The organism is Streptomyces sp. GS7 (assembly GCF_009834125.1).
GTDB lineage: Bacteria > Actinomycetota > Actinomycetes > Streptomycetales > Streptomycetaceae > Streptomyces.
In genome coordinates this window covers 1,260,135-1,276,964 of the sequence record NZ_CP047146.1, presented here as the reverse complement: position 1 = coordinate 1,276,964, position 16,830 = coordinate 1,260,135, and the positions used below count along the sequence as shown (strand labels likewise).

The window sequence follows — 16,830 nt, the reverse complement described above, 5'->3', positions numbered from 1 at the left end:
CCCAAGAGTACGGCGCTACTCCTCCACTGCCCAGGGCACGAACGGGCCACCGGGGCCCGCACGGGCGGCCCGGGGCTCGAACGTTCCCCGGAGCATGCCGGAGCGTGGCGCGGATGGCAATGCCCCGCCCTGCCCCCGTACGTACCCCCCGGCGGTGACCCAAGATCGACGGCGGCGTTGTAGTAGCTGCCCGTCCGAGGGGAGCCAGCCGTGCCGGTGCCGTCCCGTAGATCACCCGACCCAGTGAGCGATGTCGCGCGCTGGGGTGCCTTCAGTTGCGCCCTGGTGCCGGTCGTCCTGATCGTGAGCGGCGCCTCGTGGGCCGGCGCGGCGGGCACCGCGGCCGGCCTCGCCGCGATCACCTGCGTCTGCCGCGCGCTGCTGCGGCGATCCGAACGCACCGCGGCCGGAGTCCGTTCCGCGGGTGGCGGACGCCGCAGGGACAGAAGAGGACGTAACGGGACAGGAGCACATGGGGGCGGGCGGCACTCCGAAAGGCGTACGCCGGTCGATTGAGGCGCCCGCAAGTCTGCGCACGACCGTTTTCAGCCAACTTCCAGCCGGTACCCACCCCTTGCCCCCGACCCCCCTCAACCCTGGTGTGAGCAGGGCGGAAAGGACCGCTGGGCATGGTTGTGCCCTACTGCGAACGGGCAGAGCCGAGACGCGTACTTCCCATGCAGGCCCGACGAGTGGAACGCTTCGTGATCGAATGCTTCGCGCCAAGTTGCCATATCGACATACCAGTGGGTGGTGAACTTGGCCATCCATCCTCACGGGACACAGTAGATTCGATCTTGGTAGCTACGGCGGGGGAACTGTGCAGGACCGCGAGGGCGAGACGACCGAGGGGGGCTTAAGGATTCCTAGCAAAATGAGGTTTTCAGGCGTCGCCAGCAGATGATGCTGCAGCCGAGGATGAGGAAAGCTTCGTGGAGGTCTTCTCTGATCTCCCAGCGGATGCGCAGGCGCCGGAACCAGTGCAGGAGGGCGAAGGCTGCTTCGGCGACCCATCGGTGAATGCCCAGACCGGAGCCGTGCTGGGTGCCGCGGCGGGCGATGAGGGGGCGGATGCCCACCTCGCGCAGTTCGCGGCGGTAGGTGTCGGAGTCGTAGGCGCGGTCGGCGAACAGAGCGTCGGGGCGCTTTCGGGGGCGCCCCCGCTTGCCTTTGACGGCCGGTATGGCGTGGACCAGCGGCATGAGCTGGGTGACGTCGTGGCGGTTTCCGCCTGTGAGCGTGGCCGCCAGCGGGATGCCGTGCGCTTCGGTGATCACGTGGTGCTTGCTGCCTGTCTTTCCCCGATCCACCGGTGAGGGCCCGGTCTTCGCGCCGCCCTTCATCGCCCGCAGATGGGAGCCGTCGACCGCGGCCCGGGAGAAGTCCAGCAGCCCGGCCGCACGTAGCTCGGCCAGCAGCAGTTCGTGAAGAGCCTGCCACACCCCGGCCTGATGCCAGTCGCGCAGCCTGCGCCAGCACGTGCTGCCCGAGCCGTATCCCAGCTCCTGGGGCAGGAACTCCCAAGGGATGCCGGTGTACAGCACGAACAGGATCCCGCTCAGCACCCGCCGGTCATCGAGCCGTTTGCGACCCGGATACCTCACGCGGCGCTCAATCACCGGCAGCAGCCCGGCAATCCGCTCCCACAACCCGTCCTCGACTTCCCACGGCCTCCGCTGCACCATGCCCAACGCCCCCACCACAACACCAGACAGAGGCACAACACCGGCTGACGGCCTGTCATTCCAAGGCAGTACAGCTCATTTTGCTAGGAGTCCTAAGTGCCATGAGCCAGGACTCCGCTGCCGTACCAGATGCCGCACGCAAGCTCGCCGCCCGACGACGCCGCGAAATAGTCGCGGTGCTCCTCTTCAGCGGCGGCCCCATTTTCGAGAGCTCCATTCCGCTCTCGGTCTTCGGCATCGACCGCCAAGACGCAGGCGTTCCGAGGTACCGGCTTCTTGTGTGCGCGGGCGAAGATGCGCCTTTGCGCACGACCGGGGGGCTCGAACTGTCAGCCCCCTACGGGCTGGAGGCGATCTCCCGTGCCGGGACGGTCGTCGTACCGGCCTGGCGTTCCATCACCCAGGCCCCACCGCCCGCGGCGCTCGACGCGCTGCGCCGCGCGCATGAAGAGGGGGCCCGGATCGTCGGGCTGTGCACGGGGGCGTTCGTCCTCGCCGCGGCCGGACTGCTCGACGGCCGGCCGGCCACGACCCACTGGATGTACGCGCCGACGCTCGCCAAGCGTTATCCGTCCGTCCATGTGGACCCGCGCGAGCTCTTCGTCGACGACGGCGACGTGCTCACCTCCGCGGGGACGGCCGCCGGGATCGACCTGTGCCTGCACATCGTGCGCACCGACCACGGCGCCGACGCGGCCAACGCGCTGGCCCGCCGGCTGGTCGTACCGCCGCGCCGGACCGCCTCGGACATGGGGCACCAGCGCTACCTGGACAGGTCGTTACCAGAGGAGATCGGCGCCGACCCGCTCGCCGAGGTCGTCGCCTGGGCGCTGGAGCACCTCCACGAGCAGTTCGACGTGGAGACGCTGGCGGCCCGCGCGTACATGAGCCGGCGCACCTTCGACCGGCGCTTCCGCTCCCTCACGGGGAGCGCTCCCCTGCAGTGGCTGATCACCCAGCGGGTGCTGCAGGCCCAGCGGCTGCTGGAGACCTCCGACTATTCGGTGGACGAGGTCGCCGGGCGCTGCGGGTTCCGCTCGCCGGTCGCGCTGCGCGGCCACTTCCGGCGGCAGCTGGGCGCCTCGCCCGCGGCCTACCGCGCGGCGTACCGCGCGCGCCGGCCGCAGAACGGCGCCCCGGAGCCCGCGCTCAGGGCCGAGCGGCCGGAGCGCGCCGAGCGGCTGGAGCGCGAGCGGACGTCGCTGGCGGCCGGCGGCGCGGAGCGGTTCGCCGCCGCCGCGCTGGCCGGGCACGGGCTCACCGCCGAGGCGGCGGACCCGGGCAAGCCGCAGCCCGACGCGTACGCCGCACGGCTGCCGGAGACCCCGGTCGGCCGCGGGGCCGGCCGCCCCGTACTCCCCGGCCAGCGGGAACGCCCCGTAGGGTGAGACGTATGAACGATCGCATGGTGTGGATCGACTGCGAGATGACCGGACTCTCGCTGGCGAGTGACGCGCTTATCGAGGTGGCCGCCCTGGTCACCGACTCGGAACTGAACGTGCTGGGTGACGGGGTGGATGTGGTGATCCGCCCCCCGGCCGAGGCGCTGACCACCATGCCGGAGGTGGTGCGGCAGATGCACACCGCCTCCGGGCTGCTGGCCGAGCTGGACGGCGGCACGACGCTGGAAGCGGCCGAGGCACAGGTGCTGGAGTACATCAAGCAGCATGTGCCGGAGCCGGGGAAGGCGCCGCTGTGCGGAAACTCCGTCGGTACGGACCGCGGCTTCCTGCTGCGCGACATGCCGACGCTGGAGAGCTATCTGCACTACCGGATCGTCGATGTCTCGTCCGTGAAGGAACTGGCCCGGCGCTGGTTCCCGCGGGCGTACTTCAACAGTCCGGACAAGAACGGCAATCACCGGGCACTGGCGGACATCCGGGAATCCATCGCGGAACTGCGCTACTACCGGGAGGCTGTCTTCGTGCCGCAGCCCGGGCCCGACTCGGAGACCGCGAAGGCCATCGCGGCCAAGCACAAGCTGTCCGCCGATCCGGAGTCGGCAGGAGCGTGATCCAGCTCGCTCCCGGGGACACCAAACCTGGGAGCGAGCACCCCTCCGGAGCCTGTACACTTTTTCTCAGCCGGTGGGGAAAAGGAACCACACAGCACCGGTCTTGGTGGGTATAGCTCAGCTGGTAGAGCACCTGGTTGTGGTCCAGGATGTCGCGGGTTCGAGTCCCGTTACTCACCCCAGCAACAAGGCCCCCGATCTTCGGATCGGGGGCCTTGAGTGTTTTCCGGGAACACTGTTTTCCGGAAGCGCTTCCCGGGCCGGGCGCGGGCGTTGGCGCTCAGTAGCCGACGGTTCAGTAGCCGACGGTGAAGCGCTCGCCGAGGTGGCCGGGCCGCTCGACCTCGTCGAGGAGGGCGACCGCGTAGTCCTCGGCGGAGATCCGGCTGCTGCCGTCCTCGGCGACGATCAGGTCTTCGAGGGCGGTGCGGTAGGTACCGGTCCGCTCGCCGGGCTCGATGGTCGCGGCCGGGCTGATGTTGGTCCAGCGGACGTCGGAGACGGTGCGGTAGAAGTCGAGGGCGTCGCCGTGCGCGTGCATGATCTGGAGCAGGGGGACCGGCAGGCCCTCGGTGTCCCAGACCTGGATGCCGTCGGGCTTGCGGAGCGAGCCGGCGCCCCCGACCGCGATCAGTCGGGGCATCTCCCCGCCCAGCATGCGCAGGCCCTCGACCAGGGCCTCGGCGGCGGGCCGGATGGTGGCGATGTGGCCCGGGCCGTCGCCGCCGCCGACCGCGCTGACCACCGCGTCCTGGCCCTTGGCGACCTCGGCGACGGATTCCGGGTCGAGCACGTCGCCGTAGGTCACGGTGAGGGCCGGGTGGGTCGTGGTGACCTTCGCGGGGTCGCGGACGGCCGCGATGACCTGGTGGCCGCGGCGCAGCGCCTCGTCGAGGATGCGGCTGCCGATGGTGCCGGTGGCCCCGAAGAGAGCGATCTTGGACATGGTGGGTACTCCCGGTGGTTCGGTGGGGGGCGAGGTGTGCCCGTGCGGACCGCGGTGTTCCGGCCTCCGCGGTGCGGCTGCCGTTTTCCGCCATCAGTCGTGCTGACGTCTCCTACGCTAGGGGTATCAACGGGAGATTCCGGGGTAACGAGGCGACGGGTGATGGTGAAAAACCGACAGGACCCCCGAGAGGACGAAGGGGAGATCCGCGAGGTGGTCTTCTCCGCACCGGCCGGCCGGCCCGCCGGGGTGGAGGTGATGACCCTCGCCGAGCTGCGCGGGCGGGCCGCCGCCTGTCAGCTGTCGACCCCGCACCGCCCCGGGTTCCACCATCTGCTGGCCGTCGACAGCGGGCGGCTGGTGCACAGCGTCGACTTCCGGGAGCACGTTCTCGCGCCGGGGGACCTGCTGTGGTCGCGCCCCGGGCAGGTGCAGCACTTCGGGGACCTGACGGGCGCCGAGGGGCGGCTGGTGCTCTTCGAGTCCGGCTTCCTGGACCCGGCGACCGCCGCCGCGGCCCGCGTCGAGGACTGGTACGGGCCCGCCGTACGGCATCCGCAGGGTGCGGCGGCGCGGGCGCTCGACGAGGCGATGGGGCAGCTGCACCGGGAGTTCGCGGCGCTGGGCGGACTGCCGCTGGAGGTGCACCTGGACGTGCTGCGGCATCTGCTGGCCGTGCTGGTGCTGCGGGCCGCGCATCCGGGCGGGGCGGCGGACGGGGCGGACGGCGCGGAGGGCTGCGGGGCGAGCGAGACGTATCTGCGGTTCCGGGACGCGGTGGAGCGGGACTTCACCCGCAGCCGCCGGGTCGGCGACTACGCCCGCACGCTGGGCTACGCGCCGCGCACCCTGTCCCGGGCCACCGAGGCGGCGGCGGGGGTCGGGGCGAAGGAGTTCATCGACCGCCGGGTGGCCCTGGAGGCCAAGCGGCTGCTGGCGCACGGCGACCAGTCGGCGGCCCGGATCGCGGTCCGGCTGGGGTTCGCGGACGCCACCAACTTCAGCAAGTTCTTCCAGCGGCAGGCCGGGACGACGCCGATCGCGTTCCGGGCCGCCGTACGGGGCGGGAGCTGACCGTCTCCCGCCCTCGCGGGCCCGTGGTGGCGGGGCGCAGCGGGTGGGGGGGGAACCGCCGCACCCCGCCGGGGCGGTCCGGGGCGGGGGCCCGGACCGGTGTGGGGGGTCGGGATCAGCCGGTGTAGGCGCCGAGCGCCTTGGTGAAGTCCAGCGGCGACTGGGCGATGGAACTGCACGTCGGCTGGGCGGAGTTGGAGGAGCCGCCGGGACACGGCTTGTCGCGGGTGGCGGACCACATGGACAGCCAGGCCAGGTGCTTGCTCTGGGCGAACTTCACCAGTGTGGCGGCGTCGGCGGGCTTGAAGACCTCGTTCTGGACGTCGTTGACGCCGATCATCGGGGTCACCGCGACGCTCTTCCAGGCGTCCGCGTCGCTCAGTCCGAGGGCCTTCTTGAGCTGGGCCTGGGTGGCGGTGGCGGCCTGGGTGGCGTAGCCGCCCATGCTGCCGCTGTAGGAGGAGCCGTAGTCCATCGCCATGATGTTGACGGCGGAGATCTTGACGCCGTCCTTCTTGGCGCCGGTGAGCAGGGTGACGCCGTCCTGGGTGAGGCCCTCGGGCATGACCGGGAGGGTGAAGGAGACGTCCAGGCCGGGGTGCTGCTTCTGGAGCTGGGCGACGGCCTGGTCGCGGCGGGTGTTGGCGGCGGTGTCGGGCAGCGCGCCGCCCTCGATGTCGAAGTCGACCTTGGTGAGCTTGTACTGGTCGATGACCTTGCCGTACGCGGCTGCCAGCTCCGCGGCGGAGGAGCAGGCGGCGCCCAGCTCGGTGCCGTTGGCGCCGCCGAAGGAGACCCGGACGTCGCCGCCGGCCTTGCGCAGGTCCGGTATCTGCTTGGCCACCGCGTCGCTGCCGAGGTCGCCGGAGCCGCCCCACTTGGGGGTGCAGCCGCCGCCGGAGGTGATGAAGGCGAGGTTGAAGTTCTTCACCCCGGTCTTCTTGGCGGTGTCGGCGAGGTCGTAGGCGGGGGTGAGGGAGGTGTCGACGAACGGGGCGAAGCCGGCCTTCGCGGCGGCGGCCGGCTTCGGTGCCTTGCTGGCCATCGCGGAGCCGGCGACGGCGAACGCGCCGCCGGCCGCCAGCGTGCCGGCCACCGCCGTCCCAATCAGCCTGGCCGTGCGGCCCGTACGCCGGCGGTGTGCCGAGGAACTCATCTCGTGCCTGCCTGTCTCACGTGGGGGGAGCCGGAGGGGGGTGCACCGTGGTGCGTCCCGCACGCTAGCGGCAGCGAAACGGACAAATGCCGGGATCCGTACGGCGGTTGGCGGAATTATGGCCGCCTTAAGGAAGCGGAAGGGGGTGGTTAAGAGCCGCGCCCCGGCGACCCATTGCGCGTCACCGGCCCGTCACTCGCCGGCGTCGGACGGGCCGGCGTCGGGCCTGCCGGTGCCCCGCGTGCCGGTGCGCGCGGCCCGCCGCCCGCGGGTGCCCAGGCCCCGGCCGCCGAGCCTGCGGCGCAGCCGGTGGCCGCGGCGCACGCCGTGGGGGGCGCGCCGGCCGTCCAGCGCCAGCCAGACCCGTACCTCGGTGCCGCCCAGGACGGAGCGGCCGATCCGGACGTCGCCGCCGGTGGACTCGGCCAGCCGGCGCACGATGTCCAGGCCGAGGCCGGTGGAACCTCCCCCGGCTACCGCTGGGCGGTGCCCCCGTCCCCCGCCCCCCGACCAGCCGCGGCGCAGCGCCGCGTCCGGGTCGGCGATGCCGGGGCCGGCGTCCGAGACCAGCACGATGACCGCCTCGTCGGCGTGGTGCACGTCCACCGCGAAGGCGGTGCCCTCGGGGGTGTGCCGGAAGACGTTGCCGAGCATCGCGTCCAGGGCCGCGGTGAGTTCGGGGCGGGCGACCGGGACGCGGGCGGGGCGGTCCGCGCCGGCGACCCGGACCGTGCGGTCCTCGTCCTCGGCGAGCGCCGACCAGAAGTCCATCCGCTCGCGGATCACCTCGGCGGCGTCGCAGCCGGCCGCGGCGGCCGCCTGCCGGGTGTGCGCCTTCTGGGCGCGGGCGGTGCGGATGATCTGGTCGACCTCGCGCTCCAGCTGCTCGACGGCCGCCCGGGTCTGCTCGGCGGCCGGGCCGTCGCCGAGCGAGGCGGCGTTCAGCCGCAGCACGGTCAGCGGGGTGCGCAGCCGGTGCGAGAGGTCGGCGGCCAACTCGCGCTCGTTGGCCAGCAGTTGGACGACCTGGTCGGCCATGGAGTTGAAGGCGCTGGCCGCGGACCGCAGTTCCCTGGGGCCGTCCTCCGGGACGCGGACGGCGAGCCCGCCCCTGCCCAGGTCGTGGGCGGCGGCGGCCAGCCGTTCGGCGGGGCGGACCATGCGGGTGCCGAGCCGGTCGGCGACCGCGACCGAGCCGATGACCAGCGCCAGACCGACGCCGGCCAGCACCGCCCAGGAGGTGGTCACGCCGTTGGTGAGAGCGTCGTCGGGCACGTACACCTCGACGACCGCGATGCCGGAGGCCACGGCGGTCGGCTGGAGCAGCGAAGTGCCGCCGGGGACCGGTGCGATGGAGGCCCGGCCGAGCTTGACGGCGGCGGCCACGTCCGTCGGGGAGGCCCGGCAGGTACCGATCTCGGCGGGCGTGCCGCCCTGGGTGGCGGCCGGGACGTGGACGCCGATCCGGCCGCCGGGTCCGGTCTCGGCGCTGGCGACGGCCCGCTCCAGCTGCGTGCGGTCGGTGGTGATGGCGAGCACCGGGCCGATGGTGGCGGCCTGCCGCTCGGCGTTGGAGTAGGCGCGGTCGCTGGCCATCTCCTTGACGACCAGCCCGAGCGGCACCGCGAACGCCACCACGACCATCGTGGTGACCGCCAGCGCCACCTTGACCAGGGCCCATCTCACGGCGTCCGGTCCTTCGCCGCTCCGCCCACGAGGCGCGGCGGTGCGGCGCGCACCGCCGTCCGCGGCCGGGCGGCCTCGTGCCCCCGGCTCATCGGGGTGGCTCCAGCTTCACGCCGACGCCGCGCAGGGTGTGCAGATACCGCGGCCGGGCGGCGGTTTCGCCCAGTTTGCGGCGGAGCCAGGACAGATGGACGTCGATGGTCTGGTCGTCCCCATAGGACTGCTGCCAGACCTCGGCGAGCAGTTCCCTGCGCGGGACGACGACGCCGGGGCGCCCGGCGAGGAAGGCCAGCAGGTCGAACTCCCGGCGGGTGAGGTCGAGCGCGGTGCCGTCCAGATCGGCCTGGCGGCGCAGCGGGTCGATGGACAGACCGCCGACCCGGATCACTCGTGAGGGCGGTTCCGCACCGGCCGCGGCGGCCCGGGAGCGGCGCAGCACGGCCGCCATCCGCGCGGAGAGGTGTTCCACCGAGAAGGGTTTGGTGAGGTAGTCGTCGGCGCCGTCGTTCAGCAGCCGTACGATCTCGGCCTCGTCGTCCCGCGCGGTCGCGATGATCACGGGCACGTCGGTGATCCCCCGCAGCATCTTCAGCGCCTCGCCCCCGTCCAGATCGGGCAGGCCGAGGTCGAGGATGACGACGTCGAAGCCGACGTGCGCCACCTCGCGCAGCGCCTCCAGGGCGGTCCCGACGCTGCGCACCGTGTGGCCGGCGTCGGTCAGATGCCGGATGAGGGCCGAGCGTACGAACTGGTCGTCCTCGACCACGAGCACACTTGCCATGGGCGGCACCGTACGCCATACGGGCGGGTTTTCCGGTCCGCGGTTGACGCACGGAGCGCGGTGACCCCCGCCTCGGGAGGGCTGCGACGGGGCGGACGGGTGGTGCAGTATGAGCCAAATGCAACGAGGACTGGTTCATGCGGCGGCCTGGACGCTGGCGACCGGCGCCGCGGTCACCCTGTCGTGGTTCGGCGTGCACACGGTGCTGTCCGGCACGGCGTACGACCCGCCGCGCGCGCTGCCGCTGTCCGACCAGGTGGCCTCCTCTGCCACGCCTCAGGCATCCTCCACCCACCGCCCCAGACCATCGGATCCGGCCACCGCGAGCCCGTCCCCCTCCGACAGCGGGACGCCGCGGACCACCGACCCGTCCCGTACGGGCGGCGGTACCTCGCACTCCCCCTACGCCACCCCGGGCGGCGGCTCCGCGCCGGCCGCCGGCGGCCGGATCCGGAGCTATGCGAACTCCGGCGGCCGGGTCGTCTTCGACCTCGGCTCCTCCTCCGCCGAGCTGGTCTCGGCCACCCCGAACGCGGGCTGGGAGATGCAGGTGTGGAAGCAGAACCAGTGGATCCGCGTCGATTTCAGCGGTGGTGGCGCGCACACCTTCGTCATCTGCACCTGGAACGGCCACCCGCCGACCGTGGTGACCAGCAACAACACCACCTAGCAACGGAGTTGGGAGCCCCGCGCCGGTGCGTCAGTCGAAGGCGCCGGCGGGCGGGGCCGGCGAGGCGACGGCGGTGGCGTCGGTGACCGGGGCCGCGCCGCCGGTGAAGTCCAGCAGGCCGCGGCCGTGTTCGACCCGGCCGGCGTGCGGATCGCCGGCCGCCCGCCGGGTCAGCTCGGCGACCGGCAGTTCCCGGTCGGCGGCGAGCAGCACGGCGTTGCCGAACCGCTTGCCGCGCAGCACCGCCGGGTCGGCGGTCAGCGCGAGTTCCGGGAAGACCGTGCGGACGGTGGCTATCTGGCCGCGCAGGAACCGCAGCGGCGGCCCGTCCGCGAGGTTGGCCGCGTAGCAGCCCCCGGGGCGCAGCGCCCGGCGCACCTCCGCCACGAATTCCGTACTGGTCAGATGCGCGGGCGTACGGGCGCCGCCGAAGACGTCGGCGATGACCAGGTCCGCCCAGCCGTCCGGGATCCGCGCCAGCCCCGCGCGGGCATCGGCGCCGCGCACCCGGATCCGCCAGCCGCTGTCCAACGGCAGCCGGCTGCGGACGAGTTGGACCAGCGGGGTGTCGATCTCCACGACCTGCTGGGTGGACCGCGGGCGGGTGGCGGCGATGTAGCGCGCCAACGTCAGCGCACCGCCGCCCAGATGGACCGCGCGCAGCGGCGCGCCGGGCGGGGCGGCCAGGTCGGCGATGTGGCCGAGCCGCCGCTGGTAGGAGAACTCCAGATACGCCGGGTCGTCCAGGTCCACATGGGACTGCGGGGCGCCGTCGACGAGCAGCGTCCAGCCGCGCGGCCGGTCCCGGTCGGGCCGCAGTTCCGCGACGCCGCCGCCGACCGTCTCGGTGACGGACTCCGGGCCGCCGCGCCCGCGCCTGCTCTTCGCCATGCCTTCAGTATGGCGTGCCGGCGCGGGGCCGTATCCGCAGGTCAGCGGCTACGCGTCGGCCGGACCCGAGATGTCCGGCCGGGCGGAGCGGCGGACCGCCCGCGGCCGAAGCCGTGGGCGGTCCGGCACTTCATGCCATGACCCGTGCCGGTCCGGTGTCCCTCCGGCCCGGCGGTGGGTCACTTGTTGATGCAGACGTTGCCGAATGCCGGGTTCAGCAGCGCGAGCACATCGACGCTGTTGCCGCACACGTTGATCGGGATGTCGATCGGAACCTGGATGACGTTCCCGCTGAGGAAACCCGGCGAGTGCTTGGCGAAGCCGATCGCGGTCGCGCCCCGGTGGTGGCGGATGACCTTCTCGATGCCACGGCCGTGGTGGCCGTGCTTGCCGCCGTCACTGGCGGATGCGATGCCCGCGCCACCCAGCACCAGCGTGGAGGCCATGGCAGCCATCGCGGCGGTCTTGATGAACCGCTTCATCCCATTCTCCTTTCAGTTCGCGAATGGGGCATCGGACACAACGAACAATGGCAACGGGGGATGCGGACGTTCCCTCTTACGGGAAAACGTTGGGCTGTCTGGCTGGTATTCGGCTGATCGGAATCCGAGTCGGCCGTGCGGCGTGCCTCCCACGATTTCCAACATGATTTCTGTCAGAGTGCTCTCCTGTTTGACTGACTAGCAGCCGGAGAGGAAGTCATGCGGAAGTCGATGGACCGAACCGGGCGCGGCGCCGTATGCGCGCTCGCGGCCCTGGGGTTGTCGGCCGCGCTGACTTCGGCGGCAGCGGCACCGGCGCCGAAGGAGTCCTCCCGAATTCCTTTCAGCGAGCGGTTCCATGCGACGCAGCACGGCGGTATCGCGCGCGCGTCCAATTCCCCGGTTTCCGCGGCCGGCTCCCCGGTTTCCGCGGCCGGCTGCCGCCCGGCGGTGCACCGGGCCGGCCCGTCCCACGCCCCGGACGCCGGCGGCGCCCGGCTGCGGCTGCCGGCCGGCTCCCGGGTGAGCTACGCCCGGCTGTACTGGGGCGGCGGACTGCGGGCCGGCGGTCCCCGGTCGGCCGGAGACGCCGGCCGGGTGCTGCTCGCCGGGCCCGGCGGCCGGTCCGACGAGGTGCGCGCGGACAGCGCGATCGGCCACCGGCACCTGTCCCGGTTCGACGGCTACCAGGCGTCCGCGGACGTGACCGCGCTGGTGCGGCGGAGCGGTCCGGGCGGCTACACCGTGACCCGGGCGGGCAAGGCCACCGGGCGGTCCCGGGCCGTGACACCGGACGGCTGGACGCTGGTGGCCGTCTACGAGAACAAGAAGGAGCCGCTGCGCCGGCTCGCGCTGTGGGACGGATTCGAGGTGCTGGGCGCGGACCGCAGGGAACTCGCGGTGCAGCTCAAGGGGCTCCGGATTCCGGCGCATTCGCGGGGAACGGCCGGTGTCGTGGCATACGACGGTGGGTCCGGGAACGGAAACAACCAGATCGCGGTAAGCGCCGGGAAGCAACCGCCGGTGACGCTCGGGGATTCCGCAGAACCGGCTCCCGGCACAGCGGACACGACCCGTACCGATTTCGGCCCCAAGACCGTTCGGACGCCGGACCGCCGGACCGCTCCCGGATTCCATTCGGATGTCTACGATCTGACGCCGGCGCTGCAGTCCGGCGGTGACCGGCTCACATTCCGCTTCACCACCCGCAATACGGGATATCTGCTCGGTGCGCTCTTCGTCCAGACCGATCCGGGGCATTGAGCGACGTCGGCCGGTAATTCCCGCGGAGTTCTGTCAGCTCGGTAATCAGGGGAGCAGTGCGCGTGCTGCGACAGGAACCGCCGTCCCAGGATCGGCCCACGGTTTTGCATGTGTCCCAGCCGGTGGACGGCGGGGTCGCCCGGGTCGTCGCCGACCTGGTGCGGGCCCAGGTGGCGTCCGGGCTGCGGGTCGTGCTGGCCTCGCCGCCCGGCGGGGTGCTGCACGCGGAGGCCGCCACGGCGGGCGCGGAGGTGGTGCTGTGGCCGGCGCGCCGCGGCACCGGGCCCGCGCTCTCCGGTGAACTGCGGCGGCTGTCCCGGGTGATCCGGCGTACCGGCCCGCAGCTCGTCCACACCCACAGCACCAAGGCCGGGCTCGCCGCCCGTCTGGCCGTACGGGGACGGATCCCGACCGTGCACCAGCCGCACACCTGGTCCTTCGAGGCGTCCGGCGGGGCGGTGGACCGCCCGGCGCTGGGCTGGGAGCGGTACGCGGCGCGCTGGTCGCACCGGGTGCTGTGCGTCAGCGAGGCGGAGCGGGCGCGCGGGGTGGCGGCGGGCGTGCCGGGCCGGTGGGTGGTGGTCCCCAACGGGGTGGACCTGCACCGGTTCTCGCCGGCGGCCGACGAGGACGAGGAGACCCGGCAGGCGCTGCGCTCGTCGCTGCCCGCACTGCGGGAGACGGCGCTCCCGGCCGGGGCGCCCCTGGTGGTGTGCATGGCCCGGCTCTGCCCGCAGAAGGGTCAAGCGACGCTGCTGCGGGCCTGGCCCGAGGTGGTCGCGGCGGTGCCGGACGCCCGGCTGGTGCTGGTCGGCGACGGCCCGGACCGGGCGGTGCTGCGCCGGGCCGCACCGCGCGGGGTGCTGTTCGCCGGCGCCGCCGACAGCGCCGTGCCCTGGTACCGGGCGGCGGACCTGGTCGTGCTGCCGTCGCGCTGGGAGGGTATGGCGCTGGCCCCTCTGGAGGCGATGGCCTGCGGCCGGGCCGTGGTGGTCACCGATGTCGGCGGGGCCCGGGAGTGCCTGCCGCCCGGGGCCGCGGACGACTGCCTGGTACCGCCGGACGAGCCGGCCGCGCTGGCCCGGGCGATGCGCGATCTGCTGGCCGACGGCGAGCGGCGGCGGGCGCTGGCCCAGCAGTGCCGGGAGCACGTACGGGCGGCCCACGACGTACGGCGGACGGCGGGCGCGGTGCTGAACGTGTACCGCGAACTGTTCGCCGTACCGCGCCCGCCGGCAGTGGACCGGGTCCCGCGATGACGACGGAGCGGGCGGACGCGTCCCGCCCCCCGGTCCTGCCTCCGGCGCCCGCCGGGCCCCCGGCCGCCGCGGTCCGCCCGCCCCGCCGCCCGTCCCCCGGCCCGCTGCCGCCGGCCCGCCCCGGCGGCGCCGTACGGCACCGGGCCACCCACGCCGCGCTGATCGCCGCGGACCTGCTGGCCACCGCCGGGGCGGCCCTCCTGCCGCCCGGCCCGGGACCGGCGCCGGCGCTGCTCGGCGCGCTGGCGACCGGACTGCTGCTGCTCCACGCCCGCGCCGGGCTCTACCGTCCCGGGCCGGCGCCGGCCGCGCTGAACGAGCTGCCGCCGCTGCTGGTCCGGGCCGCCGCCGGCTGGTGCGCGGTGGTCGCGCTGTCCCCGGGGCAGCCGCCGCATCCGGCGGTCCTGCTGGGCGCGGTGGCGGTGCAGGCGGTGCTGGCATGCGCCGGCCGGGCCGCGGTGTACCGGGTGCGCCGCGGCGTCCTCCGGCGCCGGCCGCGCGCCGCGCTGCTCGTCGGTCCGGACCCGGCCGCCCGGCAGCTCGCCGCCGCGCTCACCGCGCACCCGGAGTACGGGCTGCGCCCCGTGGGCTTGGTGGCGTGCGGCCTGGTGCCGCCCGGCGGGGCGCACCCCGACCTGCCGTGGCTCGGCTCCGCCGAGGAGATCACCCGGGCCGTCATCCGGCACACGGTGCGCGACGCGGTGTTCCTGGTGCCGCCGGAGCGCGACCCGGACACCGCGGCGCTGCTGCGCCGGTTCCTCGCCCAGGGCTCGGCGGTCTGGCTGGCCGGGGCCGGGGCGGCCCGCGACGGCCGCCCGCCGGAGCCGGGCACCGGCCACCTGTGGGGCTTCGCCTGCCGGCCGTGGGAGCCGGCGAAGCCGCGGCCCGGCGGCCCGTCGAAGCGGCTGCTGGATCTCGCGCTGGCCGCGGTGGCGCTGGTGGCGGCGGCTCCGCTGCTGGCGGGCTGCGCGCTGGCCGTACGGCTGCTGGACGGGCCGGGGGTGCTCTGCCGGCGGGAGCGCGTCGGCCGGGGCGGGCGCCCCTTCACCCTCCTCACGTTCCGCACGCTCGGCCCCGGTGAAGCGGAGGGACCGGCGGCACGGGGCAACGCGGCCGGCGACGCGCGGACCGGCTCCGTCGGCCGGCTGCTGCGGCGCACGTCGCTGGACGGGCTGCCGCAGCTGTGGAACGTCCTGCGCGGCGACCTCGGCCTGGTCGGACCGCGCCCCGAACACCCCGTCCTCGCCGAGCAGTTCACCCACCGCTGCGCCGGCTACGCGGCCCGGCACCGGATGCCGCCCGGCATCATCGGGCCGGCGCGGGTGCACGGGCTGCACGACGACGCCCCCCTTGAGGACCGCACGCGCTTCGACAACCTCTACATCGACAGCTGGTCGCCGTGGCAGGACGTCCGGATCCTGCTGCGGACGGCGTGCCCGCCGCTCCACCGGCGGCGGCGGTGAGCGCGCCCGCCGTGACCGGGCGGCGGTGCCGCCGGCCGCCCCCGCCACCGCGCCGCCCACCGATCAGGCCACCCCGGCCGCTGACGAGACCACCCTGGCCGTAACCCCTGGAGGCATCCGGTGAAAGTCCTGCATGTCATCACCGGCCTCGAAGTGGGCGGCGCCGAGCTGCAGTTGCGTCTGCTGCTGCGCCGGCTGCCCGCCCGCTGCGAGGTCATCACCCTGACCACCCCCGGCCCGCTCGCCGCGGCCATCGAGGCGGACGGCATCCCCGTCACCCACCTCGGCATGACCGACAACCGCGATCTGAGCGCGATCCCCCGCCTGGCCTCGCTGATCCGCGCCGGCGGCTACGACCTCGTCCACACCCACCTCTACCGGGCCTGCGTCTACGGCCGGATCGCCGCGCGGCTGGCGGGCGTTCGGGCCGTGGTCGCCACCGAGCACTCCCTGGGCGACGCGGTCATCGAGGGCCGCCGGCTGACCCGGGGCGTGCGCGCGCTCTACCGGGCCACCGAGCGGCTGGGGTCGGCGACGGTCGCCGTCTCGGACACCGTGGCCGCCCGGCTGCGCCGCTGGGGCGTGCCCGAGCGTCGGATCCACGTCGTCCCCAACGGCGTCGAGGCGCACCGCTTCGCGTACGACCCGGCCGCCCGGGCCACCGTGCGCGCCCGGCTCGGCCTGCCCACCGACGCCTTCGTGGTGGGCGGGGTCGGCCGGCTGGTGCCCGGCAAGCGGTTCGACGTGCTGGTGCGGGCGGTCACCCGGCTCCCGGGCGTGCAGCTGCTGCTGGCCGGGGACGGGCCGGAGCGGGAGCCGCTGCAGCGGCTGGCGGAGCAGTTCGGCTCCGGCGACCGGATCCGGCTGCTGGGCGCCCGCGAGGGGGCGGAGAGGCCGGCCGCCGGCGACGCCCCGAGCATCCCCGGTCTGCTGTCCGCCATCGACGTCTTCGTCTCGCCGTCCCCGGACGAGGCGTTCGGGCTGGCCGCCGTCGAGGCGCTGGCGTCCGGGCTGCATGTGCTCTACGGCAGCTGCCCGGCCGTAGAGGACCTCCCAGCGGAGCAGGCCCCCGGCGCCCGCCGCGTCAGCCCCGGCGTCCACGAACTCACCGCCGAACTACGGGAGTTGCGGCGCACCGGACCGGGACGGCTGCCGGTGCCCCCGGTCGTGCGGCGCTACGACGTCGAGCGCAGCGCCCAGGACCTGATGGCCGTCTACGAGGCGGCGGTCGCCTCGGCGCGCCGCCGCAGCCGCCCCGCGCCGGTGCCCGCCCCGCAGCCGGCCGGGCCCGCGTCGCCCGCCCTGCCCCCGGGCGTCGCGCTGCCGGACCCCTCCCCGGCCCCGTCGCCGGCCCGCCGGACCGCCTCCCGGTAACCGGCGCGTCCGGCCCCCGCACGTTCCGTCGGTCCGCGGCCCGGCCGCCGCGCGGCGCACCGCCTGCGCGGCCACCGCCCCGGTCC

The 16,830-nt window shown here is 74.2% G+C and carries 14 protein-coding genes, 1 tRNA gene and 1 pseudogene; 9 read left to right on the top strand and 7 right to left on the bottom strand.

Going from position 1 to position 16,830, the window contains the following annotated elements; translation table 11 throughout:
- Positions 1–866: 866 nt before the first annotated feature.
- Positions 867–1,685, bottom strand: coding sequence for an IS5 family transposase (locus GR130_RS05430; protein ID WP_159503645.1), 819 nt, complete (start codon positions 1,683–1,685; stop codon positions 867–869).
- Positions 1,686–1,786: 101 nt separating this feature from the next.
- Between GR130_RS05430 and GR130_RS05425 the strand changes: the two genes are divergently transcribed.
- The 3 genes from GR130_RS05425 to GR130_RS05415 all read left to right on the top strand — a co-directional run bounded on the left by GR130_RS05425 (position 1,787) and on the right by GR130_RS05415 (position 3,881).
- Positions 1,787–3,073, top strand: coding sequence for a GlxA family transcriptional regulator (locus GR130_RS05425; protein ID WP_159503644.1), 1,287 nt, complete (start codon positions 1,787–1,789; stop codon positions 3,071–3,073).
- A gap of 5 nt (positions 3,074–3,078) precedes the next feature.
- Positions 3,079–3,699 (top strand): oligoribonuclease, encoded by a 621-nt coding sequence (gene orn, locus GR130_RS05420; RefSeq protein WP_159503643.1) that lies wholly within the window; start codon positions 3,079–3,081, stop codon positions 3,697–3,699.
- Positions 3,700–3,805: 106 nt separating this feature from the next.
- Positions 3,806–3,881: transfer RNA gene (locus GR130_RS05415), tRNA-His, on the top strand.
- Positions 3,882–3,994: 113 nt separating this feature from the next.
- Here GR130_RS05415 and GR130_RS05410 read toward each other — a convergent pair.
- On the bottom strand, positions 3,995–4,645 hold the full coding sequence (locus GR130_RS05410) for an NAD(P)-dependent oxidoreductase (RefSeq protein ID WP_159503642.1): 651 nt from the start codon (positions 4,643–4,645) through the stop codon (positions 3,995–3,997).
- 162 nt (positions 4,646–4,807) lie between these two features.
- Between GR130_RS05410 and GR130_RS05405 the strand changes: the two genes are divergently transcribed.
- Positions 4,808–5,719: a helix-turn-helix domain-containing protein gene (locus GR130_RS05405; RefSeq protein ID WP_159503641.1), complete on the top strand. Its 912-nt coding sequence runs from the start codon at positions 4,808–4,810 to the stop codon at positions 5,717–5,719.
- 115 nt (positions 5,720–5,834) lie between these two features.
- Here the strand turns inward: GR130_RS05405 and GR130_RS05400 are convergent.
- The 3 genes and pseudogenes from GR130_RS05400 to GR130_RS05390 form a co-directional block, all read right to left on the bottom strand.
- Positions 5,835–6,728: pseudogene (locus tag GR130_RS05400) on the bottom strand (chitinase); the annotation flags it as partial.
- Between the two features lie 339 nt (positions 6,729–7,067).
- Entirely contained in the window at positions 7,068–8,561 is a 1,494-nt protein-coding gene (locus GR130_RS05395; protein ID WP_159503639.1) for a HAMP domain-containing sensor histidine kinase, read from the bottom strand.
- 88 nt (positions 8,562–8,649) lie between these two features.
- Entirely contained in the window at positions 8,650–9,342 is a 693-nt protein-coding gene (locus GR130_RS05390) for a response regulator transcription factor (protein ID WP_201304798.1), read from the bottom strand.
- Positions 9,343–9,460: 118 nt separating this feature from the next.
- On the opposite strand from GR130_RS05390, the gene GR130_RS05385 reads away from it, so the two are divergent.
- On the top strand, positions 9,461–10,012 hold the full coding sequence (locus tag GR130_RS05385) for a hypothetical protein (protein ID WP_159503637.1): 552 nt from the start codon (positions 9,461–9,463) through the stop codon (positions 10,010–10,012).
- 30 nt (positions 10,013–10,042) lie between these two features.
- Here GR130_RS05385 and GR130_RS05380 read toward each other — a convergent pair whose 3' ends face one another.
- Both GR130_RS05380 and GR130_RS05375 read right to left on the bottom strand, forming a co-directional pair.
- Complete coding sequence (locus tag GR130_RS05380; protein WP_159503636.1) at positions 10,043–10,903, bottom strand: spermidine synthase; 861 nt, start codon at positions 10,901–10,903, stop codon at positions 10,043–10,045.
- Positions 10,904–11,082: 179 nt separating this feature from the next.
- Entirely contained in the window at positions 11,083–11,385 is a 303-nt protein-coding gene (locus tag GR130_RS05375) for a chaplin (protein ID WP_159503635.1), read from the bottom strand.
- Positions 11,386–11,604: 219 nt separating this feature from the next.
- On the opposite strand from GR130_RS05375, the gene GR130_RS05370 reads away from it, so the two are divergent.
- The 4 genes from GR130_RS05370 to GR130_RS05355 all read left to right on the top strand — a co-directional run bounded on the left by GR130_RS05370 (position 11,605) and on the right by GR130_RS05355 (position 16,744).
- A complete protein-coding gene (locus GR130_RS05370; RefSeq protein ID WP_159503634.1) occupies positions 11,605–12,648 on the top strand; it encodes a DUF3344 domain-containing protein in 1,044 nt (347 codons plus the stop codon).
- Between the two features lie 110 nt (positions 12,649–12,758).
- On the top strand, positions 12,759–13,907 hold the full coding sequence (locus GR130_RS05365) for a glycosyltransferase family 4 protein (protein ID WP_159503633.1): 1,149 nt from the start codon (positions 12,759–12,761) through the stop codon (positions 13,905–13,907).
- On the top strand, positions 13,904–15,370 hold the full coding sequence (locus tag GR130_RS05360; RefSeq protein WP_159503632.1) for a sugar transferase: 1,467 nt from the start codon (positions 13,904–13,906) through the stop codon (positions 15,368–15,370). The genes GR130_RS05365 and GR130_RS05360 overlap by 4 nt, the downstream gene beginning before the upstream one ends.
- Positions 15,371–15,490: 120 nt before the next feature.
- Positions 15,491–16,744, top strand: a complete 1,254-nt coding sequence (locus tag GR130_RS05355; protein WP_159503631.1) for a glycosyltransferase — start codon at positions 15,491–15,493, stop codon at positions 16,742–16,744.
- The last annotated feature ends 86 nt before the right edge of the window (positions 16,745–16,830 follow it).